General features: G+C 40.3%; 23 protein-coding genes and 2 tRNA genes. All 25 read left to right on the top strand.

Annotated features, from left to right (window positions below; all coding sequences use genetic code 11):
- Nucleotides 1–133 precede the first annotated feature (133 nt).
- Nucleotides 134–1069, top strand: a complete 936-nt coding sequence (locus AWH02_RS00285; protein ID WP_008809751.1) for an ABC transporter permease — start codon at nt 134–136, stop codon at nt 1067–1069.
- Nucleotides 1070–1082: 13 nt separating this feature from the next.
- Entirely contained in the window at nt 1083–2018 is a 936-nt protein-coding gene (locus tag AWH02_RS00280) for a carbohydrate ABC transporter permease (protein WP_048774672.1), read from the top strand.
- Between the two features lie 111 nt (nt 2019–2129).
- On the top strand, nt 2130–3590 hold the full coding sequence (locus AWH02_RS00275; RefSeq protein ID WP_060553888.1) for an ABC transporter substrate-binding protein: 1461 nt from the start codon (nt 2130–2132) through the stop codon (nt 3588–3590).
- Between the two features lie 152 nt (nt 3591–3742).
- The gene (locus tag AWH02_RS00270) at nt 3743–4357 is read left to right on the top strand and encodes a DUF624 domain-containing protein (protein ID WP_060553889.1); all 615 of its coding nucleotides are present in this window, start codon (nt 3743–3745) and stop codon (nt 4355–4357) included.
- On the top strand, nt 4354–5988 hold the full coding sequence (locus tag AWH02_RS00265) for a sensor histidine kinase (protein ID WP_060553890.1): 1635 nt from the start codon (nt 4354–4356) through the stop codon (nt 5986–5988). The genes AWH02_RS00270 and AWH02_RS00265 overlap by 4 nt, the downstream gene beginning before the upstream one ends.
- A gap of 9 nt (nt 5989–5997) precedes the next feature.
- Nucleotides 5998–7281 (top strand): response regulator transcription factor, encoded by a 1284-nt coding sequence (locus AWH02_RS00260; protein ID WP_060553891.1) that lies wholly within the window; start codon nt 5998–6000, stop codon nt 7279–7281.
- 133 nt (nt 7282–7414) lie between these two features.
- Entirely contained in the window at nt 7415–8800 is a 1386-nt protein-coding gene (locus AWH02_RS00255; RefSeq protein WP_060553892.1) for a glycoside hydrolase family 1 protein, read from the top strand.
- Between the two features lie 103 nt (nt 8801–8903).
- Entirely contained in the window at nt 8904–9827 is a 924-nt protein-coding gene (locus tag AWH02_RS00250) for a helix-turn-helix domain-containing protein (RefSeq protein ID WP_060553893.1), read from the top strand.
- Nucleotides 9828–10153: 326 nt separating this feature from the next.
- Nucleotides 10154–11965, top strand: a complete 1812-nt coding sequence (gene glmS, locus AWH02_RS00245; RefSeq protein ID WP_060553894.1) for a glutamine--fructose-6-phosphate transaminase (isomerizing) — start codon at nt 10154–10156, stop codon at nt 11963–11965.
- Nucleotides 11966–12080: 115 nt separating this feature from the next.
- A complete protein-coding gene (locus AWH02_RS00240; RefSeq protein ID WP_060954889.1) occupies nt 12081–12605 on the top strand; it encodes a hypothetical protein in 525 nt (174 codons plus the stop codon).
- 240 nt (nt 12606–12845) lie between these two features.
- Nucleotides 12846–13745: a fructokinase ScrK gene (gene scrK / locus AWH02_RS00235; RefSeq protein ID WP_045504231.1), complete on the top strand. Its 900-nt coding sequence runs from the start codon at nt 12846–12848 to the stop codon at nt 13743–13745.
- A gap of 48 nt (nt 13746–13793) precedes the next feature.
- The gene (locus tag AWH02_RS00230) at nt 13794–14204 is read left to right on the top strand and encodes a peptide deformylase (RefSeq protein ID WP_060553895.1); all 411 of its coding nucleotides are present in this window, start codon (nt 13794–13796) and stop codon (nt 14202–14204) included.
- A 9-nt stretch (nt 14205–14213) separates the two neighbouring features.
- Entirely contained in the window at nt 14214–14783 is a 570-nt protein-coding gene (locus AWH02_RS00225; RefSeq protein ID WP_060553896.1) for a hypothetical protein, read from the top strand.
- A 272-nt stretch (nt 14784–15055) separates the two neighbouring features.
- On the top strand, nt 15056–15514 hold the full coding sequence (locus tag AWH02_RS00220) for a MarR family winged helix-turn-helix transcriptional regulator (RefSeq protein ID WP_012130789.1): 459 nt from the start codon (nt 15056–15058) through the stop codon (nt 15512–15514).
- Nucleotides 15507–17273, top strand: coding sequence for an ABC transporter ATP-binding protein (locus AWH02_RS00215; protein WP_060553936.1), 1767 nt, complete (start codon nt 15507–15509; stop codon nt 17271–17273). The genes AWH02_RS00220 and AWH02_RS00215 overlap by 8 nt, the downstream gene beginning before the upstream one ends.
- Nucleotides 17263–19020: an ABC transporter ATP-binding protein gene (locus AWH02_RS00210; protein WP_060553897.1), complete on the top strand. Its 1758-nt coding sequence runs from the start codon at nt 17263–17265 to the stop codon at nt 19018–19020. Before AWH02_RS00215 ends, AWH02_RS00210 begins: the two co-directional genes overlap by 11 nt.
- 159 nt (nt 19021–19179) lie before the next feature.
- Nucleotides 19180–20124, top strand: coding sequence for a mannose-6-phosphate isomerase, class I (gene manA, locus AWH02_RS00205; RefSeq protein ID WP_060553898.1), 945 nt, complete (start codon nt 19180–19182; stop codon nt 20122–20124).
- A 442-nt stretch (nt 20125–20566) separates the two neighbouring features.
- Nucleotides 20567–22180: a CTP synthase gene (locus AWH02_RS00200; protein ID WP_060553899.1), complete on the top strand. Its 1614-nt coding sequence runs from the start codon at nt 20567–20569 to the stop codon at nt 22178–22180.
- 70 nt (nt 22181–22250) lie between these two features.
- Nucleotides 22251–22661, top strand: coding sequence for a GyrI-like domain-containing protein (locus tag AWH02_RS00195; protein ID WP_060553900.1), 411 nt, complete (start codon nt 22251–22253; stop codon nt 22659–22661).
- A 144-nt stretch (nt 22662–22805) separates the two neighbouring features.
- A tRNA-Leu gene (locus AWH02_RS00190) sits at nt 22806–22891 on the top strand.
- A 209-nt stretch (nt 22892–23100) separates the two neighbouring features.
- Nucleotides 23101–23982 (top strand): class II fructose-bisphosphate aldolase, encoded by an 882-nt coding sequence (locus tag AWH02_RS00185; RefSeq protein WP_060553901.1) that lies wholly within the window; start codon nt 23101–23103, stop codon nt 23980–23982.
- Between the two features lie 199 nt (nt 23983–24181).
- Nucleotides 24182–25174 carry an ABC transporter ATP-binding protein gene (locus tag AWH02_RS00180; RefSeq protein ID WP_060553902.1) on the top strand — a complete coding sequence of 331 codons (993 nt, stop codon included), beginning with the start codon at nt 24182–24184 and terminating at the stop codon, nt 25172–25174.
- 1 nt (nt 25175) lies between these two features.
- Nucleotides 25176–25994 carry an ABC transporter permease gene (locus tag AWH02_RS00175; protein ID WP_060553903.1) on the top strand — a complete coding sequence of 273 codons (819 nt, stop codon included), beginning with the start codon at nt 25176–25178 and terminating at the stop codon, nt 25992–25994.
- A gap of 1 nt (nt 25995) precedes the next feature.
- Nucleotides 25996–26781: an ABC transporter permease gene (locus AWH02_RS00170; RefSeq protein ID WP_060553904.1), complete on the top strand. Its 786-nt coding sequence runs from the start codon at nt 25996–25998 to the stop codon at nt 26779–26781.
- 96 nt (nt 26782–26877) lie between these two features.
- Nucleotides 26878–26950, top strand: a tRNA-Thr gene (locus AWH02_RS00165).
- The last annotated feature ends 15 nt before the right edge of the window (nt 26951–26965 follow it).

Raw genomic sequence — 26965 nt, 5'->3', positions numbered from 1 at the left:
TCTCATTTTTATCTATAAATTGGATAAATAATTTGTATAGTTTTTTCTATAATTTGGAGTTTAAAATTATTTTTAAAAAAGCATATAATAGAAATGTGAAAACGGTGTCAACTAAATAGAAAGGGAGATTTGCATGAATAAGTTGATAAAAACATTAAAAGAGAATTTCGTTTTCTTGCTCATGGTTCTGCCAGGAGTTATTTGGTTGATTTTATTCTTCTACATTCCGGTTTTTGGAAACGTAGTTGCCTTTCAGGATTTCCACATTCACCCTGATGGTTTCATTGCCAGTATCTTAAATAGTAAATGGGTGGGATGGGATAACTTCAAATTCCTATTTAGCTCGAGGGACGCATTTATCATTACACGTAATACCCTGCTCTACAACTTTGGATTTATCATTCTAGGTTTGATTGCTGCAGTGGCGATTGCGATTATCTTTAGTGAAATGCGATCTAAGAAGTTAGTGAAAGTGTACCAAACTTCGATGCTCTTCCCTTATTTCTTGTCTTGGGTTATTATCAGTTACTTTGTAGATGCTTTCTTAAACATTGATAAAGGACTGATTAATCACTTGCTTCAAGGTTTTGGAAAGGAAGCCATTAACTTCTATACAACTTTAGGAATTTGGCCGGCTCTTTTGCTCTTCTTGGGTATTTGGAAGGGACTTGGATATAGTAGTGTTATCTACTATGCAACCATTATGGGGATTGACCCGACCTACTATGAAGCTGCAACAGTGGATGGTGCTACTAAGTGGCAACGCATTCGCAACATTACCTTGCCTCAGCTAACACCTCTGATTACGGTCTTGACCATTTTAGCAGTCGGAAATATCTTCCGCGCGGATTTCGGTCTCTTCTATACAGTGACCCGTAACGGAGGAGGAGGATCTCTCTATAGCGTTACCAACGTTTTGGATGTATATGTCTACAACGGACTTTCAGGAACTGGGGACATCACAATGGCCGCAGCCGCAGGATTGTACCAATCCGTTGTCGGTTTAATACTCGTTTTAGTATCTAACTTGATTGTTCGTCGCATAGATAAAGATTCTGCGCTATTCTAGAAAGGAGGAACCAATGAAAAAATCGGAAAAAATCAAAAAAGAAAAAATCGATAACGTTGGTATCCATGCCTTCAGTAAGCCAGCTAACTTATTTTTCAGTATTTTAATCGGGATTATTGCCCTATCTTGTATCTTACCATTTATCTTTGTTATTATGATCTCTATTACAAATGAGTCTGTAATAGCGACAAATGGTTTCAGCTTCTGGCCATCTAAATTTGGCTTTGACGGTTATCTTTTCCTGGTACAATTTAAGGACAAAATTTTAAACTCCCTTTTTATTACTCTGTTTGTGACAGCAGTCGGTACCAGCGTCAATGTCTTCATGACAACGACATATGCCTACGCAATTTCTAGAAGAACTTTTAAATACAAACGCTTCTTCACCGTATTTGCTTTGATTACCATGCTCTTTAATGCAGGTATGATTCCAGGATATATCGTGGTAACTCAGTTGCTACGGATCGGAGATACCATTGCAGCCTTGATTATACCAATGTTGCTCTCTCCGTTTAACATCATCTTGATGCGGACCTTCTTTAAACGGACGATTCCAGAAGCGATTCTTGAATCAGCTAAGATTGATGGTGCAAGTGAAACACGGATTTTCTTCCAAATTTGTTTACCACTTGCTCTACCAGGTATTGCAACAATCAGTCTCTTCACAGCTCTAGCTTATTGGAATGACTGGTTCAATGCCTTGCTTTATATCAAAAATCCAGATTTCTATCCTTTGCAATACTTGCTGATGCAAATCCAATCAAATATGGACTACATTGCAAAATCAGCAGGTCTGTCATCACAAGTTGTTGGTGCGGCTAGTGGTCTGCCTAAAGAAACTGGTCGGATGGCCATGGTGGTTGTGGCAACACTGCCAATTGCAATGCTCTACCCATTCTTCCAACGTTATTTCGTAAAAGGTTTAACGATTGGTGGGGTCAAGGAATAAAAATCCTAAACTTGCTTGTCAAGTTCAGTCTTCCTTGATGCAAGCTTCGTAACTGAGCTTATCAGTTTATTAAATTGTTTATCAAAAAATAAAAATAAAGGAGTTTTTCTTATGAAAAAGTGGCAAAAAGTCGCACTCTTCTCAGCTAGCGCTCTCTTGATTACAGCTTTGGCTGCCTGCGGTAGCAGTAAATCTTCTAGTTCAGAAAATGGTCCAACAACCATTAAGATGTATCAAATCGGTGATAAACCAGACAACTTGGACGAATTGTTGGGAAATGCTAACAAGATTTTGGAAAAGAAAGTTAATGCTAAATTAGAAATGCAATACCTTGGTTGGGGTGACTACAGCAAGAAAATGTCTGTCATTACTTCATCTGGTGAAAACTATGATATCGCTTTTGCTGATAACTATGTTGTAACTGCTCAAAAAGGTGCATATGCTGACTTGACAGACCTTTATAAGAAAGAAGGGAAAGAACTTTACAAAGCTTTAGACCCTGCTTATATCAAAGGTAACACTGTAAATGGTAAGATCTACGCTGTTCCAGTAGCAGCTAACGTTGCATCATCGCAAAACTTTGCTTTCAATGGTCCACTTTTGGAAAAATATGGAATTGACATTTCAAACGTGAATTCATATGAAACACTCGAACCTGTTTTGAAAGCAATCAAAGAAAAAGATCCAAACGTTGTACCATTTGCAATTGGTAAAAACTTCATTCCATCAGAAAACTTTGACTACCCAGTAGCAAACGGTCTTCCATTTGTTATTGATCTGGAAGGTGACACTACTAAGATCGTCAACCGTTATGAAGTTCCTCGATTTGTAGAACACTTGAAGACTCTTCACAAATTCTACAATGCTGGATACATTCCTAAAGATGTAGCAACAAGTGATACCACTTACGAACACAACAGCGATACATGGCTTGTTCGTGAAGAAACAGTAGGTCCTGCTGACTATGGTAACAGCTTGCTTTCACGTGTAGCAAATCGTAAGATCGAAATCAAACCAATTACTAAATTCATCAAGAAAAACCAAACAACTCAAGTTGCTAACTTTGTCATCTCAAACAACTCTAAGAACAAAGAAAAAGCAATGCAAGTGTTGAACGAATTGAACACTAACCCAGAACTCTTGAACGGGCTTGTTTACGGTCCAGAAGGAAAGAACTGGGAGAAAATTGAAGGTAAGGAAAACCGTGTTCGTGTTCTTGATGGATACAACGGAAACACTCACATGGGTGGATGGAACACTGGTAACAACTGGATCCTTTACATCAACGAAAATGTAACTGACCAACAAATTGAAGATTCTAAGAAAGAATTGGCTGAAGCAAAAGAATCACCAGCTCTTGGATTTATCTTCAATACAGAACCAGTTAAATCTGATATCACAGCTGTTACAAATACAATGCAACAATTTGAAACAGCAATTAACACTGGTACAGTAGACCCAGAAAAAGCTATTCCAGAATTGATGGAAAAACTTAAATCTGAAGGTGCTTACGACAGAGTACTGAAAGAAATGCAAAAACAATACGATGAATTTTTGGCTGCTAAAAAATAAGCCGAGGTAAACATTGAGGTTGGGACGTAGATCCCGACCTCCTTGTTTTTTTCTTGTTCGATTGTTCAATTTTGAAAAGAGTAAGGATCTAAAATATGGTATAATTTGTTTATATGATTTTTAGATTGAAGATGAAATAGAAGAGGTAGGATATGGGAAAATTCATTGAATTTATTTTTCAAAAAATTTATATGGCAATGCTGGCATCGGGAATTTTTTTAGTCCTGACTCTCTGTGGTGGTGTCTTATTTGGCCTAGCACCTGCTAGTACGGTTTTAATGACTCTTTTTGCTCAATACCGATATGATTATAAAGCTTATAAGTGGCAAGAGGCTTGGTCCTTATTTAAAGAGAACTTTCTTCTTTCTAACCAGGTTTTTTATACCCTACTTTCAATTGAGGCAATTTTCTTGTATGGCCTCTATCTTCTTGTCCAGCTTCCTCAGTCTATTTTAACTGTGATTATCAGTATTTTAAACCTGCTTTTAGCTCTTCTGTTGCCATTAGCTTACGCGGTTTATTTGAAATTGCAGGTTTATTTCGAGTTATCTTATGTTAATTCGATCAAGCTTTCCTTTATTGGCATGTTTTTGAATATTGGAGCAATGTTTAAGATTGCATTTGGAACGGCCATGATTATAGCAATCTTTTATTACATGCCTGCCTTGGTTTTCTTTGTCTTTCTGGGGGCTTGGCATTTCTTTATCAGTGATTTATTAGAACCAGTCTATCAGTTGATTGCTTCTAGATTAGTGGACAAACCATGAAAAAATTTTGGCTAAATTCCTTGCTAAGAGTCTATGCAATGACCATGTTTGTCATTGTTGGCTTTGTAGCTTTGTTAATCTCTTATGCCAGCTGGCAGTCCAAGGTTCAAGAAGTAACAGAAACTTCTCAGCGTATTTCAACAAGACTTGTTGACGAAGTTGAATCCTACTATCAGCGTGGTGTTCAAATCACTAAAAGCCTTGTAGGCAACCAAGCCAAGTTGGAAGGTGTCTATAATTATTTCACCATGTCGCCATCTGAATACATTTATTGGCGTTTAAATAATGGTCTTCTTGGGATTGTTGAAGTTTCGCTACACGAGAATGTTGCCGATATTTATCTGCAGAATGATTTTGTGGCAGGTTTTGATATTGCATTGCAGGATTATAAGACAGTCTTTGTTTCAACTCGTCAAAAACAAGGTGGAATGCAAGTTGAAGCTAGTAAATATAAGCCAGCTAAGAATGCTTTTCCAATCCCTATTTATGACAGTGTCACCAGCAACCATATCGGGGTCGTTTATCTAACGATTGATTCCCAAGTTTTTGAACAAACGATTGACAACATCCGAAACACAACCCCTGTACTAGTAAAAATAACTTCGCCATTTCAAAAAAATATGCTGACATTTGGGGAAGGGAAAAGTAAGAATTGGCTGGTCAAGGAGACACCTCATGGCTATGGTGTTCAAGTGGCTGTCCCAGAACATTATGTTTTAGAGAGAAGTTTAGTAAATGCCATTGCCATAGTGGGTATTAGTGCAATTCTAACAGGCAGTCTTTATCTGATTCTGCAACGAGTATTCCGCAACTATCAGCGCCAGGTTATTGATTTGGTGGATACGATCCAAGCAATAGGACAAGGAGACAGTCACTTAAGAATTGAGACTGCAACCAAGGAGCAGGAATTGCTCTTAATTGCTGATAACACCAACACCATGTTGGATAATCTTGACCGCAATATTCATGACATTTACCAGCTACAGCTGAGTCAAAAAGATGCCAATATGCGGGCTCTGCAGGCCCAAATTAATCCGCATTTTATGTATAACACTCTGGAGTTTATCCGTATGTATGCGGTTATGAAGAGCCAAGAAGAACTTGCGGATATTATTTATGAATTTAGCAGCTTGCTGAGAAACAATATTTCTGATGAGACGCAGGTAACCCTGGAAAGCGAATTGGAATTCTGTCGTAAGTATAGTTATCTCTGTATGGTGCGCCATCCAAACTCGGTTGCTTATGGCTTTACCATTGCTGAGGAGCTTAAAGGCATGATTATTCCTAAGTTTACCATTCAGCCTTTGGTGGAGAACTATTTTGCCCACGGTGTAGACTATCGCAGAAAGGACAATGTAATCAGTGTCAAAGTCTTGAAAAAATCTGATGCAGTTCAAATCATTGTTCAAGACAATGGCTGTGGAATAAAGGCTGACAAGCTTGCAGAAATCCAGCAAATTTTAGCCAAGCGTCAATTGGAAAATTCGGAAAATAAGGAGAAAAGGACCTCGATTGGGATTATCAATATCCACGAACGTTTCTTGCTTTTCTTTGGAGACCGCTATAGCATTGCTGTAGAGTCGGGAGAAAATAAGGGCGTTCGCTATATTATAGAAATCAAGGATGAATAATAAAACACCATGCATAAAGTATTACTAGTTGATGATGAATACATGATTACCGAAGGTCTGAAAGTTCTCATCCCTTTTGAAAAATGGAATATGGAGGTTGTGGCAACAGCCAATGATGCTGAAGAAGCGCTGGACTATGTTAAAAACCATCCTGTTGATTTGGTCATCACCGATGTCAATATGCCAGGTATGAATGGTCTAGAAATGATTGCCCAGATGAAAGAAAGCCTACCTAAACTCGCCTTTATCATCTTGTCAGGCTATCAGGAGTTTGAATATGTCAAAAAGGCCCTAAATTTGCAGGTGGCTGATTATTTGGTCAAACCTGTCAATAAGGTTGAGCTTGCAGCTATTTTAGAGAAACTTTCCCAGCAATTTGACCAATCTTCTCACCATCAAATGGAAGCAATTTTCCAAGATGGTCTATCAGAGGAGGATTTGACTAGACTGTTAGAAAAGGAAGGAACAATTTGGCTAGGAGCTAGCCGAGTACCTCAAGGTATTGCTTCTACTTCGTATTCCGTATCTGGTCAAAACCTATATCTTTTCCTATCACGTACGAAAGAAGAGAGTCTCTACCAGATAGAGCTGGTGTCTCCTTACAAAGAAAATTTGCAACAATTCAAATTCAATCTTGAGAAAGTTGTTTTTTATGGGACGGTTGGTCTGCAACAGGCAGATCCCCTTTTCCAATACTATGAACCCATGTATCGTGTGATTATTCAGGGGAATATCAATCAGATTTTAGACGAATTAGACTTGCTAAAAGGTGTCGTTTTGAGTCACACACCAAGGATATCGATTACCAAACAGCTCTTTATCCAATTTATGATGGATGTTTATCATTTGTTCGAGCATTTGAAACCAGATGATATGACCAGCATTATCAAGGAGATTGAAGGTATGATGTCCTTTGAGGACCTGCTAGACTATATCAAGCAAAAGCTAACTCATCTATTTGCTCAGTACCGTATGAATGAAAATGTCGCCAGTGTTCTAGAAGTCATTGGTCGTGATTATCAAAAGGATCTGTCTTTAAAGGATATCAGTAAAGACCTCTTTATCAATCCTGTCTATCTAGGACAGTTGATTAAGCGTGAGACCAATTCGACCTTTGCTGAGCTTCTGAATAAGCAGAGGATTAAGGCGGCCCAACAGTTGCTTTTGTCAACCAATGACAGTATTGAAGATGTCTGTTATGCAGTGGGCTACAGCAATGTTGGATATTTTTACAAAGTATTTAGAAAACTCTGTGGCAAGTCTCCAAAGGCCTACCGCCAGCAAGTAGACTAATGAATCAGATAAAGCTAGGGATCTATTTAGAATTTTTCTCTTTAAAAAGCAGAAAAATTGGAATAAATAGGTCCTGTTTTTATACCATCAGAAAGAGTATAATGAAGGTGACTTTATAAAGTGAGGTAACCATATGCTTACATTTCCAAAAGACTTTGTTTGGGGTTCTTCCACATCTGGTCCGCAAACTGAAGGACGCGTGTCTGGTGACGGCAAGGGGGACAATCTCTGGGATTACTGGTACCAAGTGGAGCCCAATCGTTACTACAATGAAATCGGTCCAGAACAAACATCTACTTTTTATCAACATTGGGAGCAAGATATTGATCTTCTAGTCGAGACAGGTCATACAGCCTTCCGAACTTCTATCCAGTGGTCACGGATTTTCCCACAAGGCCGAGGCGAAGTTAATCCTCAAGGAGTGGCTTTCTATAGACAGGTCTTTGGAGCCATTAAGGCTAAGGGAATCCGCCTTTTAGTCAATCTCTACCACTTTGACCTGCCTTTTGCCCTTCAAGAAGATGGGGATGGTTGGGAAAATAAGGCAACCATCAAGGCCTATGTTGACTATGCTCGTTTCTGTTTTGAGACCTATGGGGACTTGGTAGATCAATGGATTACCTTTAATGAACCTATCGTTCCGGTGGAGTTTGGCTATTTTTATGATGCCCATTATCCTCACAAGGTGGATGCAAAAGCAGCAGTTCAGGTTGCTTATCATACACAACTAGCTAGTACCCTTGCAGTCAAGGCTTGTCATGAAATCTTGCCTGACTCTAAGATTGGGATTGTCCTAAACTTGACACCAGCTTATCCACGAAGCCAACATCCTGCTGATGTGAAGGCTGCGCGTATTGCGGACCTCTTCCAAGCCCAATCTTTCTTAGATCCATCTGTTTTAGGGACTTATCCAGAGGAGTTAGTGAAGATTTTGTCTGAGCATGATTTGCTGCCAGATTATACAGCGGAGGAGTTGGAACTCATTCGCGAGCACACCGTGGACTTCCTTGGAGTCAATTACTACCAACCTTTGCGGGTTATGGCACCGCGTTTTGCCAAGCATCCAGACAGTCCACTCCTGCCAGAGCATTTCTATGAGCCTTATGTCATGCCTGGTCGTAAAATCAATCCCCACCGTGGCTGGGAAATCTATGAGCAAGGGATTTATGATATCGCTCAAAATATCAAAGAAAATTATGGCAATATCGAATGGATGCTGACGGAGAATGGAATGGGAGTCGAAGGTGAAGAAAGATTCCGTGAAGATGGCTTTATCCAAGATGATTATCGAATTGACTTTGTCAAAGGACATCTGCGCCAGCTCTACCGTGCCATTCAAGACGGGGCCAACTGTACTGGCTATCTCATGTGGACCTTTATCGATTGCTGGTCTTGGCTTAATAGCTATAAAAACCGTTATGGTCTGATTGAATTGAATTTGGAAACTCAAGAACGAATTATTAAGAAATCAGGTTATTGGTTCCGTAAGCTTAGTCAGCAGAATGGATTTGAAGAATAAATAAGAAGGCCTATCAACAAAAGGTTGGTAGGCCTATGCTATGATTTGAATATCAAAATATGTTATAATAGCACCAATATTTTTGAAAAATGGAGAATAAAAGGTGGATTTCAAGACAGAATTGGGACAAAGGATTCAAAATCTCCGTGAAAGCAAAGGATTAAGTAGACAGGCAATCTGTGATTTAGAAGATGTGTTAACGACACGTCAGCTCCAGCGGATTGAGAAAGGACAGTCTCTGCCCACGATTGCAACAGCAAAGTATATTGCTGACAAGCTAGATGTTTCTTTAGATGTCTTGGCTAACAATAATAGTTTAGAATTACCTCCTGAATACATTGATTTGAAATATCAATTACGAACCTTGTATCATTATGGCGATCCAGAACGTCTTCGTTTACTTGAAAAAATTATTGATGAAATTTATGAAAACTATTTTGAGAATTTACCAGAAGAGGAGCAAATATCTATTCAGGTAGCTCAGGCAACTGTTGACATGATTGGTGCTAAAGATCCTTCCTTTGATCAAGGTTTATTAGATGAGTACCTAGAGCAGGCAATGAAGAAAAAGGAATTAAGCTTTAATGATGTGGAGATTATTCAATTGCGCTTGCTTTCCTTAGCACTAGGAGACTTTAATCAGGAAGAATTTGTAGACTTACTGAGTAAAGTGATCTTGGCTGCAGACTACTTTCCATTATCGGAGCTGGAAAAGGTTCAAAATACGATTGTTTCAGCAGCAGGTGTATTGGCCCATTATGGGATATACGAGATATTACCTGATATTGTAAACGTACTAAATGATATTATGACAAAAAGACGTAATTTTCAGGACAACATTTTTGTTCATGCCCTAAATTGGAAGGTTGCTTTATTTGTAGAAGATAATCTAGAGAAAGCAAAAAATGATTATCAAAAGGTATGCATGATGGCAGATTTATTATCTGAGGATTTAGTGAAAAGAAATATGCAAGAAGAATGGATTGAAGATCTTGGGAAAAAGGGTCTTAAATATACTAATATTTAAAGAATTTAGGCTATCCAGAAGAAACTTGCCAGAAGTTTTTTCTGAGAAGAGTTGCTAATTGATTAAGTTGCCTCAAGGAAATATCAACTATTCAAATTCAGGAAGTTATCATGTGTTAGTTTATTCAACAAATAACCTATCAACTAGAAGGTTGATAGGTTTTTCTTAAGCTTATCTTAACTAGACCAATTTTTAAAGATTTACAGCTTGACAAACAGAAAGAAGCATTGTATACTGACTTCGCCAATGATTTTTCTATAAAATCAGACTATACCAATTTTAAAGGAGAGTAGTGATGTCCTTAGAACATCACTCAATTAGTAAGTATGTGTGGAATTGTCGGAGTTGTTGGAAATCGCAACGCAACTGATATCTTGATGCAGGGTTTGGAAAAATTGGAATACCGTGGTTATGACTCAGCTGGAATTTTTGTAACAACAGGAAAAAATTCTAGCTTGGTCAAATCTGTCGGCCGTATTGCAGACCTGCGTTCTAAAATTGGAATCGACGTAGCAGGTTCGACGGGTATTGGTCATACCCGCTGGGCTACTCATGGGAAACCAAGCGAGAGCAATGCCCACCCTCATCGCTCTGAGGCAGGGCGTTTTGTGCTGGTTCACAATGGTGTGATTGAAAACTATTTGGAAATCAAAGAAGAATACCTTGCTGGTCACCACTTCAAAGGACAGACAGATACTGAAATTGCAGTGCATTTGATTGGGAAATTTGTTGAGGAAGACGGTTTATCAGTCCTAGAAGCCTTTAAAAAAGCTCTTCACACCATCCGTGGTTCATATGCTTTTGCCTTGGTTGATTCAGAAGATTCTGAAGTCATTTACGTTGCAAAAAATAAATCTCCGCTTCTAGTTGGTCTGGGAGAAGGCTATAATATGGTCTGCTCAGATGCTATGGCCATGATTCGGGAAACCAATCAATTTATGGAAATCCATGACCAAGAGTTGGTTATTGTTCGTAAAGACAGTGTAGAGGTTCAGGACTATGACGGTAACCTTCAGAAACGCGAAAGTTATACTGCTGAGTTAGACTTGTCTGATATTGGTAAAGGAACCTATCCTTACTACATGCTCAAGGAAATCGATGAGCAACCAACTGTCATGCGCAAACTCATCCAAGCCTATACAGATGAAAATGGCCAAGTAGTCGTAGATCCAGCTATCGTCAAGGCTGTACAAGAAGCTGACCGTATTTACATCCTTGCAGCAGGTACTTCTTACCATGCTGGCTTTGCTTCTAAGAAAATGCTTGAGGAATTAACAGATACGCCAGTTGAGCTGGGAATTTCATCTGAATGGGGCTACAGTATGCCACTTCTCAGTAAAAAACCACTCTTTATCTTTATTAGTCAGTCAGGCGAAACAGCTGATAGCCGCCAGGTCTTGGTCAAGGCCAATGAAATGGGGATTCCAAGCCTAACAGTTACAAATGTGCCAGGATCAACCTTGTCTCGTGAAGCTAACCATACCATGCTTCTTCATGCGGGGCCTGAAATCGCAGTTGCTTCAACCAAGGCCTATACTGCACAAATTGCTGCCTTGGCATTCTTAGCCAAAGCAGTAGGAGACGCCAATGCTTCTGAAAAAGCTGCAGCCTTTGACCTGGTTCATGAACTATCCTTGGTAGCCCAGTCTATCGAATCAACTCTTTCTGAGAAAGAACTCATTGAGAGCAAGGTTGACAATCTCTTGGGAACAACTCGCAATGCCTTCTATATCGGCCGTGGTCAAGATTACTATGTAGCCATGGAAGCCAGCCTCAAGCTTAAAGAAATCTCTTATATTCAGTGTGAAGGATTTGCAGCTGGTGAATTAAAACATGGTACGATTGCCTTGATTGAAGAAGGAACACCAGTTCTGGCCCTCTTATCAGATCCTGTCCTTGCCAACCACACGCGCGGAAATATCCAAGAAGTAGCAGCTCGTGGTGCCAATGTATTGACCATTGCTGAAGAAAATGTAGCCAAAGATAATGATGATATTGTACTCAGTCAAGTACACCCTTATCTATCACCAATTTCTATGGTTGTTCCAACCCAGCTTGTTGCTTATTATGCAACCTTGCATCGTGGTCTGGATGTCGATAAGCCACGTAACTTGGCTAAGTCAGTAACCGTTGAATAAGATCATAAAACCTAGTTTTGCTAGGTTTTATTTGTTTTCTCAAAAATATTCTGTTATGCTATAAGTTATAAGGACACATTTCTTATATACTACTTATAGATACATGGGGGATCGGATGAAGAAAAAAGGTAATGTCATTGCTCTGATTGTCGGTTTTGTTTTTGGGAGTTCATTTTTGGTTAGAACCTTCTTAATTTATCAGGCTAGAGAGGTCAAAAGACAGGAAGTTGCTAAGGTCAAAGATGTACAGAAAACAATTCAATCTCTGGATGAGGAAAGAAGTGAAGAGGTGAAGAAACAATTGAGTAAAACTCTCAGTAGCGCCTTAGCTTCCAAATCAGCTTATGAAAAGTACACTCAGATTGATAATCAGTACGCGCTAGGTGTTCGAGCAGGAGCTTACTATTTGGTAACCCTTAGTACAAAAGAGGAGCGCTTGCTAGAGGGTGTGGATCAGGCATTTTCTACAACATACAAAGATGAAGATAGCGGAGAGAATGGTGTTGCTTTGCTAGGACATAAAGATGGTGCTTGGCATATATTGGATGAAAAAGGTGAAACGATTATAACACTAGAACAAACGGATATCTCACCAGAATCAAAAATGATCATAAAAAATAATACAGTCAGCTTCCAATGATTTATGAGTAAGAAGTGAATTGACAACTCCCCCGAGAAAACTTGGGGGATATTTTTTAGGAGTAGGATATTGGTTAAATGTCTTGAAAAAAGCATGAAAAAAATTTAGTTTGGTGAAATAGTTGCCGTGAGATATGCTATAATAAATTGAATGCAAAAAAGAAAAACTTGCGAATCAGATTAAAAGTGTCAGGGAAGTCTGATTAACTTAAATCTGATAGCATAAAAGAAGAGGAATTTTATGACAAAATTATATGGAAGTTTGGAAGCTGGCGGGACTAAGTTTGTCTGTGCGGTTGGTAATGAGAAGTTTGAAATTGTTGAAAAAACACAGTTTCCTACTACAACACCGATTGAAACTTTAGATAAAACGATTGAATTTTTCTCTCGTTTTGATAATTTAGCTGGTTTAGCTGTTGGCTCTTTCGGACCAATTGATATTGATCAAAATTCAAAAACATACGGTTTCATTACGACAACTCCAAAGCCTCATTGGGCGAATGTGGATATCGTTGGTGTCCTTCGTCGTGCTCTTAATGTACCAATTTACTTTACTACTGATGTCAATAGTTCCGCTTTTGGAGAAGTGGTAGCTCGCAACAATGCTGGTGGCCGTATTGAAAACTTGGTCTATTATACAATTGGGACAGGAATTGGAGCTGGAGCGATTCAACGTGGAGAATTTATCGGTGGTGCTGGTCACCCAGAAATGGGTCACTACTATGTAGCTAAGCATCCGATGGACGTAGAAAAAGAATTTAATGGTGTCTGTCCTTTCCACAATGGCTGTTTGGAAGGTCTGGCAGCTGGTCCAAGCTTGGAAGCTCGTACCGGAATCCGTGGTGAAAATATTGAGCTTAACAGCTCTGTCTGGGATATTCAAGCTTACTACATTGCTCAAGCTGCGATTCAAGCTACTGTAACTTTCCGACCAGATGTGATTGTCTTTGGTGGTGGAGTAATGGCGCAACAGCACATGTTGGACCGTGTTCGCGAGAAATTCACAGTGCTACTCAATGGCTATCTTCCTGTTCCAGATGTTCGTGATTATATTGTGACACCAGCTGTAGCTGGTAATGGATCTGCAACGTTGGGTAACTTTGTACTGGCTAAAGAAATCAGCGAACGACATGCAAAATAAAGGAGTAAAGGTCTGACTTGATCAGGCCTTTATTATATGAGGTGTAACATGCAACAATCTATTGTAAAAGATATTCTCTTTTTACAGCAAAAATCAGAAGTAGCTGTAAAATCCGATCTCTACCTTGCTCAAGATCTGCAGGATACTCTGCTAGCCAATCAAGAAAACTGTGTCGGTCTTGCGGCAAATATGATTGGGGTTAAGAAGCGCGTGATCATTTTCATGTATGGGATGGTTCCAATCATTATGTTTAACCCAGTCTTGCGCGCTAAGTCAGGTCCTTATCAGACAGAGGAAGCTTGCCTGTCTCTTGTTGGTAGCAGATCTACAACCCGTTATCAAGAAATTACTGTCGATTACCTAGATCGAAATTGGCAACCACAAACCATAACTCTGAAAGACTTTCCGGCTCAAATCTGTCAGCACGAGCTGGATCATTTGGAAGGGATTCTTATATAGGGAGATAGAATGAAAGTATATAAGCGCGATGGCTCAACTTTTTATTTCATAGGCTTTCTCTTGCTCTTGGGTATCTTTTTTACTATGGCTTTTGCCTCTTTAGATAACCAGACCCCTGCATCAGAAAGTCAGAATAATGCTAATCAAATAATTTATCGTAATCCAATCAGCAAAGAGGATGAGAGAAATGGTCAGACTTCTGAAGAAAGTGATGTTATGTTAAATATGGTCTATTGGGGAGTGGGGATCATTGCTATTTTGATGTTTGTTTTAGGCTATATTTCCAATCATAGACCTCCGATTCTAGAGATGGATCAATCGGGAATGAGATTAAGAGGCCTATCTGATAAAAGCGAGAAGTTCTTCTTATGGCAGGAGATTGAGATGATTGAATATGATCTTTACCGGTCTCATAGGACGTCTGCAGATCCGGACATTAGAATTCTATATTTTTATCCTAAGGATCAAGACGCAAGTGCCATTTCTTTAAATTTGGACCATGTGAAAGATGTTAGTTTCAACGAACTCCATCAACAGATTTCCGAATTGGCTCCTCATATTAAGTGGCTATTTCCATAGAAAAGAAGAAAGTAAAGATGAGACGAGGGAACCTCATTTTTCTATTTAATAGACGTTTTTAGAGCATTAAAAGAAGAGTTAATGAGGCGTAGAATAGCTGAAGGGCGAGATCTTTTGAATAGATAGAACTGGGACTTTGGTTCCCAGTTTCTTTTTTTAAAAAATATAGTTCTCACGGAAACTTTTTTCTTGACTTTCATTTTTGAAGTGTTAGAATAGTTCTCACGGAAACTTATTTGTTCTCAAGAGAACTAAATGGAAAGGAGCATGTATTGGAAAAGCCTTTATTAGAATTCAAACGCTTTGGCAGAAAAACTCAACGGATCATAGAGAAACGCGCTAAGGTTTGTGGGATGGAATTTATGGGAGGTCCACAAGGTCAAGTTCTTCATATCGTATCTCACCGAGCGAAGAGAGGACTTTCGACCTTTATTAGGGATATTGAGCATGAGTTAGATATTTCTAAGTCGGTGGCCAGCAATCTAATCAAACGGATGGAAAAAAATGGATCCATCTTTCTTGAGGTAAGCGAGACAGATAAAAGGGCCAAGATGATTCATTTAACAGCCCAGTCTAAACAACAATTGAAAGAGTTACATGATTTTTTTAATGAAATCGATCGCTGTCTCCTCCAGGGTGTTTCAGAAGAAGAATTGGCAACCTTCACTCTGGTTATGGCGAAATTCCACCAAAATATTGAGAAATTAGAAAGCGAGGATGCCAATGTTTAAATTATTTAAACGCTTGACGTCAAAAGAAATCGGCCTGATTTTGATGACAGTTGTTTTTATCTGTCTGACCGTTTATCTAGAGTTGGAAGTGCCAACTTATATGTCGGAAATTACAACCTTACTACAGACACCGGGGACAACGACAGGAGATCTATGGGTGCCAGGTTTGAAAATGCTAGGCCTATCCTTTGCCAGCTTATTCTCCTTGGTAATAGCTGGTTTTGTGTCCTCTCGGATGGCTTCTAGCTATACTACCCGCTTGCGTGAGGATATTTTTAATCGTGTCTTGGATTATTCTAATTCAGAGATTAAAAAATTCTCTATCCCAAGTCTTCTGACCAGAACAACCAACGATATTACCCAAATTCAGGTGTTTATCGCTATGGGACTACAAGTTGTTATTCGAGGAAGCATCATGGCGATTTGGGCTATGACGAAGGTTGTTGGCAAATCAGATGCTTGGTTGATCGCTGTTTTAGTTGCGGTTGCGGCCATTATATTAATGACGATTGTCTTAGTGACTTTGGCTTTTCCAAAGCAATCTATTGTACAAACCTTGACAGATAAATTAAATAGTGTGACACGTGAGAGTTTGACAGGGATTCGGGTTGTTCGGGCCTATAATGCAGAAGATTACCAGGATGCAAAATTTGGTGCAGCAAACGACGAGGTAACTAGCCTTAATATTTTTATTAACCGCTTCATGTCTTTGTTCAATCCGATTATGAGCGGAATTTCAAGTGGTTTAACGCTGGCTATTTATTGGATTGGAGCTTATTTGATTCATAGCGCAGCATCTGCTGATAAGCTTGGTCTATTCAGTGATATGGTTGTTTTCATGTCTTATGGTATGCAGGTTGTAATTGGCTTCTTGCTGATGGGGGCTTTATTTATTGTTTTACCACGTACCCTTGTTTCGGCAGGACGGATTAACAAAGTGTTAGCACTGGATAGCAGTATCAAAGAAAAAGATCAAGCAAAGACTGAAGGCCAAAGCAAAGGTCAAGTAACTTTTGAAGATGTTTCTTTCCGTTATGCCAAAAATTCTGAGGCAGTCATTGAGCATGTTAGCTTTACGGCTAAAGCTGGTGAAACAGTTGCCTTTATTGGATCTACTGGTTCAGGTAAATCAACCCTTGTCAATTTGATACCTCGTTTCTATGATGTGTCAGAAGGTAGGATTCTAGTCGATGGTATAGATGTCCGTGACTACGAGCTTAAAGCTCTACGTAATAAGGTAGGATATATTCCGCAGAAAGCTGTACTTTTCTCAGGAACAATTGCTTCAAATTTGGACTTTGGAGAAAGCATGGAAACTCCACTAGATGAAGAGAAAATGTGGGAAGCCCTTGAACTAGCACAAGCCAAATCATTTGTAGAAGAAAAAGAGGCAGAGCTTGAGTCTGAAGTGTCTCAAGGAGGCACCAACTATTCTGGTGGTCAACGCCAACGTCTGGCTATTGCGCGTGCATTGGCCCGTAAGCCGGAAATTTTAATATTTGATGATTCTTTCTCTGCTTTGGACTATAAGACAGATCGTATTTTACGAAAAGAATTGGCAGAACAGACCCAACATATGACAAAGCTGATTGTCGCTCAACGAATCTCCACTATTATGGATGCCGATCAAATCCTAGTTCTAGACAATGGTAAAGTCGTTGGACAAGGTACCCATAAAGAGTTGTTGACTACGAATGAAGTGTACCAAGAAATTGCTTATTCTCAATTATCAAAGGAGGAACTAGAAAATGGAAAATAAAAAAACACCTTTATTTACCCAGATGAAGCCCTATATTAAAGGCTTCCAGCTTCCTTTTGTCATTGCAGTAACCGGTGCAATCATCTCTAGTATTATTACAGTCTTTGGTCCTTATAAGTTGCGTGAGATCACGAACTTAATTACAGATGGTCTAGTAGGTGAGATGGATTTGGGAGCTATCTCAAATATAGGTTTGTTCTTAGTTTTTCTTTATGTTGTGGGCTCTCTTATCAATTATGCACAGGGTTATGCTATTTCGGATATGATTCAGCACTTTTCAAAACGTTTGAGAACTGCGATTGCAGAGAAAATCAACCGCCTGCCATTAAGTTACTTTGATAGTCATTCTCAAGGCGATACCCTATCACGGGTGACAAATGATGTAGATACAGTCGGACAATCGTTGACACAGAGCTTGGGGACTCTGATTTCTTCGGTCTTACTTTTAATTGCTGTACTCTTTATGATGTTTTATACGAATGTTGTACTTTCATTTGTGACGATTGGTTCGGTCTTATTGGGATTTGTTTTCTCAGCAGTTCTGATGGCGAAATCTCAAAGATATTTCCAAGAACAGCAAAGTAATCTAGCAGCTATTAATGGTTATGTGGAAGAAATGTACTCCGGGCACAATGTTATCACTAGTTACAATGGTGCAGAAAAGACGCGCCTGGCCTTCAATGCCCTCAATCAAAATCTGTATACTAGTATGTGGAAGTCACAATTTATTTCAGGAATTATGTTTCCACTGATGAACTTTGTTGGTAATTTTGGCTATGTGATGGTTGTGATTGTAGGTGCTATAATGGCTATTAATGGCTCCATTAGCATGGGAACGATTGTAGCTTTCATGGTCTATGTACGAATTTTTTCTCAACCTCTTTCCCAAATCGCCCAGGGAATTACAACCCTCCAATCTGCTAGTGCAGCCATGGGACGAGTCTTTGAGTTTTTAGCAGAAGGGGATATGGAAGATGATTCTCATAAACTTCAACAATTAACAAGTGTAAAAGGACATGTCCAGTTTAAAGATGTCTTCTTTGGTTACAATCCTGATAAGACTATTATTCACGATTTCTCAGCAGAAGCAAAGGCTGGACAAAAAATTGCAATTGTTGGCCCTACTGGTGCTGGTAAGACAACAATTGTCAACCTACTCATGAAGTTCTATGATATTGAACGTGGGCAAATCATGATTGACGGTGTGGATATCAAGGATATGCAACGCTCAGAAGTTCACGGTGCTTTCTCTATGGTTCTACAAGATACATGGCTTTTTGAAGGGACTATTAAAGAAAACTTGATCTATAATCAGAAAGATATCACAGACCAAGCAGTTGTTGAAGCTGCAAAAGCGGTTGGTGTCCACCACTTTATCATGACCTTGCCGGACGGCTATGATACAGTTCTGGATGACACAGTCAGCCTTTCTGTTGGTCAAAAGCAGCTCCTGACTATTGCAAGGGCTCTGCTCAAAGATGCACCACTCCTTATCTTAGATGAGGCGACTTCCTCAGTCGATACACGGACAGAGGAATTGATTCAAAAAGCGATGGACAAGCTGATGGAAGGCAGGACTTCCTTTGTCATTGCTCACCGCCTATCCACTATTCGCAATGCTGATCTGATCTTAGTTATGCGTGATGGTAATATTATCGAGCAAGGAAGCCATGACCAGCTCATGGAGCAGGGAGGTTTCTACGCCGATCTTTACAACAGTCAGTTCGTCGAAGAAGAGCAAGAATAAAGAAGAAAGCACTGCAATTGCGGTGCTTTTGAATTTTTCCTAGAAATAAGAGTAATTACTAAATTTACTGTAATTTTTGATATAGAAAGGTGAAGGGAGATTATTTTAGCTTATCTATTTTTTGATATAATAGAGAAAAGTACATTTTGGGGGTAAGATATGTCAGAACCATTATTTCTACAATCAGTCATGCACGAAAAAATTTGGGGTGGAACCAAGCTGAGAGACGAGTTTGGCTATGAGATTCCTAGTGATAAGGTCGGTGAATATTGGGCGATTTCAGCCCATCCAAATGGTGTATCCACTGTGAAAAATGGCCGTTTTGCTGGTCAAAAGTTAGATACGCTTTATGCTGAACACAGGGAACTTTTCGGGGACCGTTCTGAGCCGGTCTTTCCTCTCTTGACCAAGATTTTGGATGCCAATGACTGGCTTAGTGTTCAGGTCCATCCAGATGATGCATACGGCTTGAAACACGAGGGTGAGTTAGGAAAAACTGAATGTTGGTATATTATTGCTGCAGACGAAGGTGCAGAGATTATCTATGGCCACAATGCCAAGAGTAAAGAAGAACTTCGCGAACAAATCGAATCCAAGAACTGGGATCAGCTCTTGACGAAGGTAAAGGTTAAAGCAGGTGACTTCTACTATGTACCAAGTGGAACCATGCATGCTATTGGTTCAGGTATCTTGATTTTAGAAACTCAACAGTCTAGTGATACAACTTACCGTGTGTACGACTTTGACCGCAAGGATGATGCAGGAAATCTCCGTGAATTGCACCTAGAAAAATCTATCGATGTTTTAAATATTGGGGAACCCGCAAATAGCCGACCAGTCAATTTACAAGTGGATAATCTGTCTTCAACTTTACTGGTTGCCAATGATTTCTTTGCTGTCTGCAAGTGGGAACTGACTGGTCAGGCTGATTTCACTAAAACAGCTGACTATACGCTCAACAGCGTATTAAATGGACAAGGTCAGTTGACAGTAGATGGTCAAGTCTATCCAATTCATAAGGGAGACCATTTTATCCTACCGAGCGATGTGGCTAGCTGGAAGTTAGAAGGTCACGATCTAGAAATGATTGTTAGCCATCCATAAATTAAGCTAAGCGGGGAGCGTTCATATTTTTGAAAAACTAAGTAGTATTCGAACAAATAATTTTCAAGTCAATCATTGCTCTCTGGCTGGAACAAGAAGTAGCTCTGGGTGTAGCCCAATGATCCCGTGAATCAATGCTACGAAATTGTTTTTAAAAAATCAGAACGATCTAGTCCTATTTAGCGGAGTCTATACCCTATGTAGAACTTAAACTACATGTCCTTATGTCGATAAAAAAGAGATGAAAACTGACTGAAAACATTTGACAATTTTTCAGGTTTGCGATATCATACTGTTCGGGCACCTCTTTTAGAGGTCAGAGCTTCCTGTTTTCAGGGAGCTATTTTTCTTTTTTAGACAGATTATGGAAAATCCTCCCCTAGATAAGATTCCAGTAACCTTGAGGTTGCTGGAACGAATTGTTTTATGAAAAGGAGCATGTATGTCAACTAAATACATTTTTGTCACCGGCGGTGTAGTTTCTTCTATCGGGAAAGGGATTGTAGCAGCTAGTCTGGGTCGGCTTTTGAAGAATCGCGGCCTCAAGGTTACGATTCAGAAGTTTGATCCCTATATCAACATTGATCCTGGTACCATGAGCCCTTACCAGCATGGAGAAGTGTTTGTCACAGATGATGGAGCTGAGACGGATCTGGATCTGGGGCATTATGAGCGTTTTATTGACATCAATCTCAATAAATACTCCAATGTCACCACTGGTAAAATCTATAGCGAAGTCCTGCGCAAGGAGCGTAAAGGCGAGTATCTGGGAGCGACGGTTCAAGTTATTCCACATATTACAGATGCTCTCAAGGACAAGATCAAGCGGGCAGCACGGACGACGGACTCGGATGTGATTATCACAGAGGTCGGAGGCACAGTGGGCGACATCGAGTCTCTTCCTTTCTTAGAAGCTTTGCGCCAGATGAAGGCGGATGTTGGAGCAGACAATGTCATGTATATCCATACAACCCTCCTGCCCTATCTCAAGGCAGCCGGCGAAATGAAGACCAAGCCGACTCAGCATTCAGTCAAGGAATTGCGAGGTCTAGGAATTCAGCCAAATATGTTGGTCATTCGGACAGAGCAACCAGTTGGACAAAACATCAAAAACAAATTGGCTCAATTCTGCGATGTAGCGCCTGAGGCGGTCATTGAGTCACTAGATGTGGAGCATCTCTACCAAATTCCTCTCAACTTGCAGGCGCAAAATATGGACCAAATCGTCTGTGACCATCTGAAACTGGATGTACCGGTAGCGGATATGACAGAGTGGTCGGCTATGGTAGAAAAAGTGATGAACTTGAAAAAGCAGGTCCATATTGCTCTGGTCGGCAAGTATGTCGAGTTGCCAGATGCCTATATTTCAGTTGTCGAAGCGCTCAAGCATGCTGGCTATGCCAACGATGCAGAGGTTAAGATTGACTGGATTGATACGAATCAGGTAACTGCTGAAAATGCAGCAGAGCTTCTTGGAAATGCGGATGGGATTATCGTTCCGGGTGGCTTTGGTCAGAGGGGAACCGAGGGTAAGATTGAGGCAATCCGCTATGCGCGTGAGCAGGATGTACCTATGTTGGGGATTTGCTTGGGTATGCAGCTGACCTGTGTCGAATTTGCCCGTCACGTCCTAGGTCTGGCAGATGCTAACTCAGCGGAGCTCAATCCAGACACACCGTATCCAATCATTGACCTCATGCGTGATCAGATTGATGTCGAAGACTTGGGTGGAACGCTGAGGTTGGGGCTCTATCCTTCTAAGCTTAAGCGTGGCTCTAAGGCTGCAGAAGCTTACGACCATCAAGAAGTCGTACAGCGCCGTCACCGTCATCGCTATGAGTTTAACAATGCTTTTCGCGAGAAGTTTGAGGCAGCTGGATTTGTATTTTCTGGAGTTTCACCAGACAATCGCTTGGTAGAAATAGTAGAAATCCCAGAAAATAAATTCTTCGTGGCCTGTCAATACCACCCAGAGCTTTCCAGTCGACCAAACCGACCCGAAGGTCTTTATACGGCCTTTGTCACAGCAGCGGTAGAAAAGAGCCAGGAGAGATAGACTTGCTTTGTCTGACCTAAGCGACTTTTCTAGAGAAATGTTATAATGAAAAGCAAAAGGAGGGAAGAAGATGTTTCTAAACATTTTAGCTAGTATTCGTACTAATAATTTTCAAGATGAGCATTGTATAGAAAAAATCCAAACTCTCTGGCAGGAACAAGAGGGAGCTGTGAAAGAAGCTTTTGCCAAAGGGGAACCGGTTTATGCTGTCTATCATGACTATGCTAGTGATTACAAAGGAGACTACAGTCTCTCTATCTGTCGTTTGACAGATGGGGACATCTATGATTTTGATACATCCGAGCAGACCTATCAAGTATTTGAGGCTGATAAGGAGGATCCGCAAGCGATTCTTCATGCTTGGCAGAGGATTTGGCAGGCAGAAGAAAAAGGTGATCTTCATCGAGATTACACTATTGACTTTGAAAAATACGATCCCGACCAAACTGTGGCTGTCTTTGTTGCGACTCAGCAGCACTAAGTTTTCTGTGTTCCTGCATTAGCTTCATTTTCGCTTAGATTTCCTAGCCTTGTTGATTGAGTAGAAAGTTGGTTTTTTGAAATAAACTAAAAAATTTTCTTGACAAGCCTTAACTGTCCTGTTATACTAGTAAGGTACTCAATCGCGGGGATGGCGGAATTGGCAGACGCGCAGGACTAAGGATCCTGTGACCGCTTTAGGTCGTGAGGGTTCAAGTCCCTCTCTCCGCATCGGATAAGCTGGCTTTGGCCGGCTTTTTTATTTTTCAAAGCGAGTCCTTTAGGAAACATTGTTTTTAAGATCTTAAGAGCTCTGTATGGTAAATTCTATATGAGAAAGCGTTTTATATCTATGAAGAAGCTGGTGTTTTTTTTGAAAAAGTGATAAAATAAACAATGTAAGTGGTTTAACCACAAAAAATAAGAGGAGGCCGATTATAATGGCAATCGTTTCAGCAGAAAAATTTGTCCAAGCAGCTCGTGACAACGGTTATGCAGTTGGTGGATTTAACACAAACAACCTTGAGTGGACTCAAGCTATCTTGCGCGCAGCAGAAGCTAAAAAAGCTCCAGTTTTGATCCAAACTTCAATGGGTGCTGCTAAATACATGGGTGGTTACAAAGTTGCTCGCAACTTGATCGCTAACCTTGTTGAGTCAATGGGTATCACTGTACCAGTAGCTATCCACCTTGACCACGGTCACTACGAAGATGCACTTGAGTGTATCGAAGTTGGTTATACTTCAATCATGTTTGACGGTTCACACCTTCCAGTAGAAGAAAACCTTAAATTAGCTAAAGAAGTTGTTGAAAAAGCACATGCTAAAGGTATCTCAGTAGAAGCTGAAGTTGGTACTATCGGTGGTGAAGAAGACGGTATCATCGGTAAAGGTGAATTGGCTCCAATCGAAGACGCTAAAGCAATGGTTGAAACTGGAATCGACTTCTTGGCAGCTGGTATCGGTAACATCCACGGTCCATACCCAGCAAACTGGGAAGGTCTTGATCTTGACCACTTGAAGAAATTGACAGAAGCTCTTCCAGGCTTCCCAATCGTATTGCACGGTGGTTCAGGTATTCCTGATGACCAAATCCAAGCAGCTATCAAACTTGGTGTTGCGAAAGTTAACGTAAACACTGAGTGCCAAATCGCATTTGCAAACGCAACTCGTCAATTTGTACGTGAGTACGATGCAAACGAAGCAGAATACGACAAGAAGAAACTCTTCGACCCACGTAAATTCTTGAAACCAGGATTTGAAGCAATCACAGCAGCTGTTGAAGAACGTATTGACGTATTTGGTTCAGAAGGTAAAGCTTAATCTAGCTGAACATGACAAAACAGAAACCTGCCCGCAAGGGTAGGTTTTTTGGTGTGTGATAAAATATGATAAGTATTTTTAAATTACCTATGTTAGTTTAGAAGTAAAAGTGGTAGTATAGTGAGGAGATAAGATTCTATTTTCCTGAGTTAGGTAGGAAGATGGTCTGTAACATGAATGATAGGATGTTGAGAAACGTATGGCAATGATAGAAGTAGAGCATCTTCAGAAAAATTTTGTGAAGACAGTCAAGGAACCAGGGTTGAAAGGGGCGTTGCGCTCCTTTATTCATCCTGAAAAGCAGATCTTTGAAGCGGTCAAAGATTTGACCTTTGAGGTTCCCAAAGGGCAGATTTTAGGCTTTATCGGGGCCAATGGTGCAGGTAAATCAACAACCATCAAAATGCTAACAGGGATTTTGAAACCGACATCTGGTTTTTGTCGGATTAACGGCAAGATTCCGCAGGATAATCGCCAAGACTATGTCAAGGATATTGGAGTAGTTTTTGGGCAACGCACCCAGCTGTGGTGGGATTTGGCTCTGCAAGAGACTTACACGGTCTTGAAAGAGATTTACGATGTGCCAGACTCGCTCTTTCATAGGCGTATGGACTTTTTGAATGAAGTCTTGGATTTGAAGGAATTTATCAAGGACCCCGTGCGAACTCTTTCACTTGGTCAACGGATGCGGGCGGACATTGCGGCTTCCTTGCTCCACAATCCTAAGGTTCTCTTTTTAGATGAGCCGACCATTGGTTTGGACGTTTCGGTCAAGGATAATATTCGTCGGGCCATTACTCAAATCAATCAGGAGGAAGAAACAACCATTCTCTTGACCACTCACGACCTGAGTGATATTGAGCAACTCTGTGATCGGATTTTTATGATTGACAAGGGGCAGGAGATTTTTGATGGAACGGTCAGCCAGCTTAAGGATACCTTTGGCAAGATGAAGACTCTTTCCTTTGAACTACTACCAGGTCAAAGTCACCTAGTTTCTCACTATGAAGGCTTGTCTGATATGACCATTGATAGACAAGGAAATAGCCTCAATATTGAATTTGATAGTTCCCGTTACCAGTCAGCTGATATTATCAAGCAAACCCTGTCTGATTTTGAAATTCGTGATTTGAAGATGGAGGATACGGATATTGAGGATATCATCCGTCGCTTCTACCGAAAGGAGCTCTAAGATGGTCAAATTGTGGAGACGTTATAAACCCTTTATCAATGCAGGGATTCAGGAGTTGATCTCCTATCGAGTCAATTTTCTTCTCTATCGGATTGGCGATGTCATGGGGGCTTTTGTGGCCTTTTATCTCTGGAAGGCAGTCTTTGATTCCTCGCAAGAGTCCTTGATTCAGGGATTTAGCATGGCAGATATCACCCTCTACATCATCATGAGTTTTGTGACCAATCTTTTGACCAAGTCGGATTCTTCTTTTATGATTGGAGAGGAGGTCAAGGACGGCTCCATTATCATGCGCTTGCTGCGACCGGTGCATTTTGCGGCCTCCTATCTCTTCACCGAACTTGGTTCCAAGTGGTTGATTTTTATCTCTGTCGGACTTCCGTTCCTATGCGTCATTGTTTTGATGAAAATCCTATCTGGGCAAGGCATTGTTGAAGTGCTGGGATTAACTGTCCTTTATCTCTTTAGCTTAATGCTGGCCTACCTGATTAACTTTTTCTTTAATATCTGCTTTGGTTTTTCAGCCTTTGTGTTTAAAAATCTATGGGGTTCCAATTTACTCAAGACTTCCATAGTAGCCTTTATGTCTGGGAGTTTGATTCCCTTGGCATTCTTTCCTAAGGTTGTTTCAGAGATTCTGTCCTTTTTGCCTTTTTCATCCTTGATCTATACTCCGGTCATGATTATTGTTGGGAAATACGATGCCAGTCAGATTCTTCAGGCGCTTTTGCTACAGTTTTTCTGGCTCTTAGTGATGCTTGGCTTGTCTCAGCTGATTTGGAAACGAGTCCAGTCATTTATCACTATTCAGGGAGGTTAGTATGAAAAAATATCAACGCATGCATCTGATTTTTATCAGACAATACATCAAGCAAATCATGGAATACAAGGTCGATTTTGTAGTTGGTGTTCTAGGAGTCTTTCTGACCCAAGGCTTGAATCTCTTATTTCTCAATGTCATCTTTCAACACATCCCCTCGCTAGAAGGCTGGACCTTTCAAGAGATTGCCTTTATCTATGGTTTTTCCTTGATTCCAAAGGGACTGGACCATCTCTTTTTTGACAATCTCTGGGCACTGGGGCAACGATTGGTGAGAAAGGGAGAGTTTGACAAGTATCTGACTCGTCCTATCAATCCTCTCTTTCACATCCTAGTCGAGACTTTTCAGATTGATGCCTTGGGTGAGCTCTTGGTCGGTGGAATTTTACTAGCGACAACGTTCTCTAGCATTACTTGGACTATTCCCAAGTTCTTGCTTTTCCTAGTCTGCATTCCTTTTGCGACCCTGATTTATACTTCTTTGAAAATCGCGACAGCCAGTATCGCTTTTTGGACCAAGCAGTCAGGTGCTATGATTTACATTTTTTATATGTTCAATGATTTTGCCAAGTACCCGATTTCCATTTACAATTCGCTCCTTCGTTGGTCGATTAGTTTTATCGTGCCTTTCGCCTTTACGGCCTACTATCCTGCCAGCTATTTCTTGCAGAACAAGAATGGACTCTTTAATATCGGTGGTTTGATTCTGATTTCCCTTGTTTTCTTTTTCATTTCGCTCAAACTCTGGGATAGGGGATTGGATGCGTATGAGAGTGCAGGTTCGTAAGAAGAATTTCAAAGCCTTGTCTCAGGACAGGCTTTTTTAATCGTGACGAAAATTTCTTGACATCTATTCTCAGAGTGCTATACTGAAAGGGTGATCGCCGATTTAGCTCAGTTGGTAGAGCAACGCACTCGTAACGCGTAGGTCACAGGTTCGATCCCTGCAATCGGCAGATGAAAAGTAAGGA

Origin of the sequence: Streptococcus gordonii, from assembly GCF_001553855.1 — a bacterium.
Taxonomy (GTDB): Bacteria; Bacillota; Bacilli; order Lactobacillales; family Streptococcaceae; genus Streptococcus; species Streptococcus gordonii.
The sequence above is the reverse complement of the archived record's forward strand: the minus strand, read 5'-3'. Positions and strand labels throughout refer to the sequence as shown.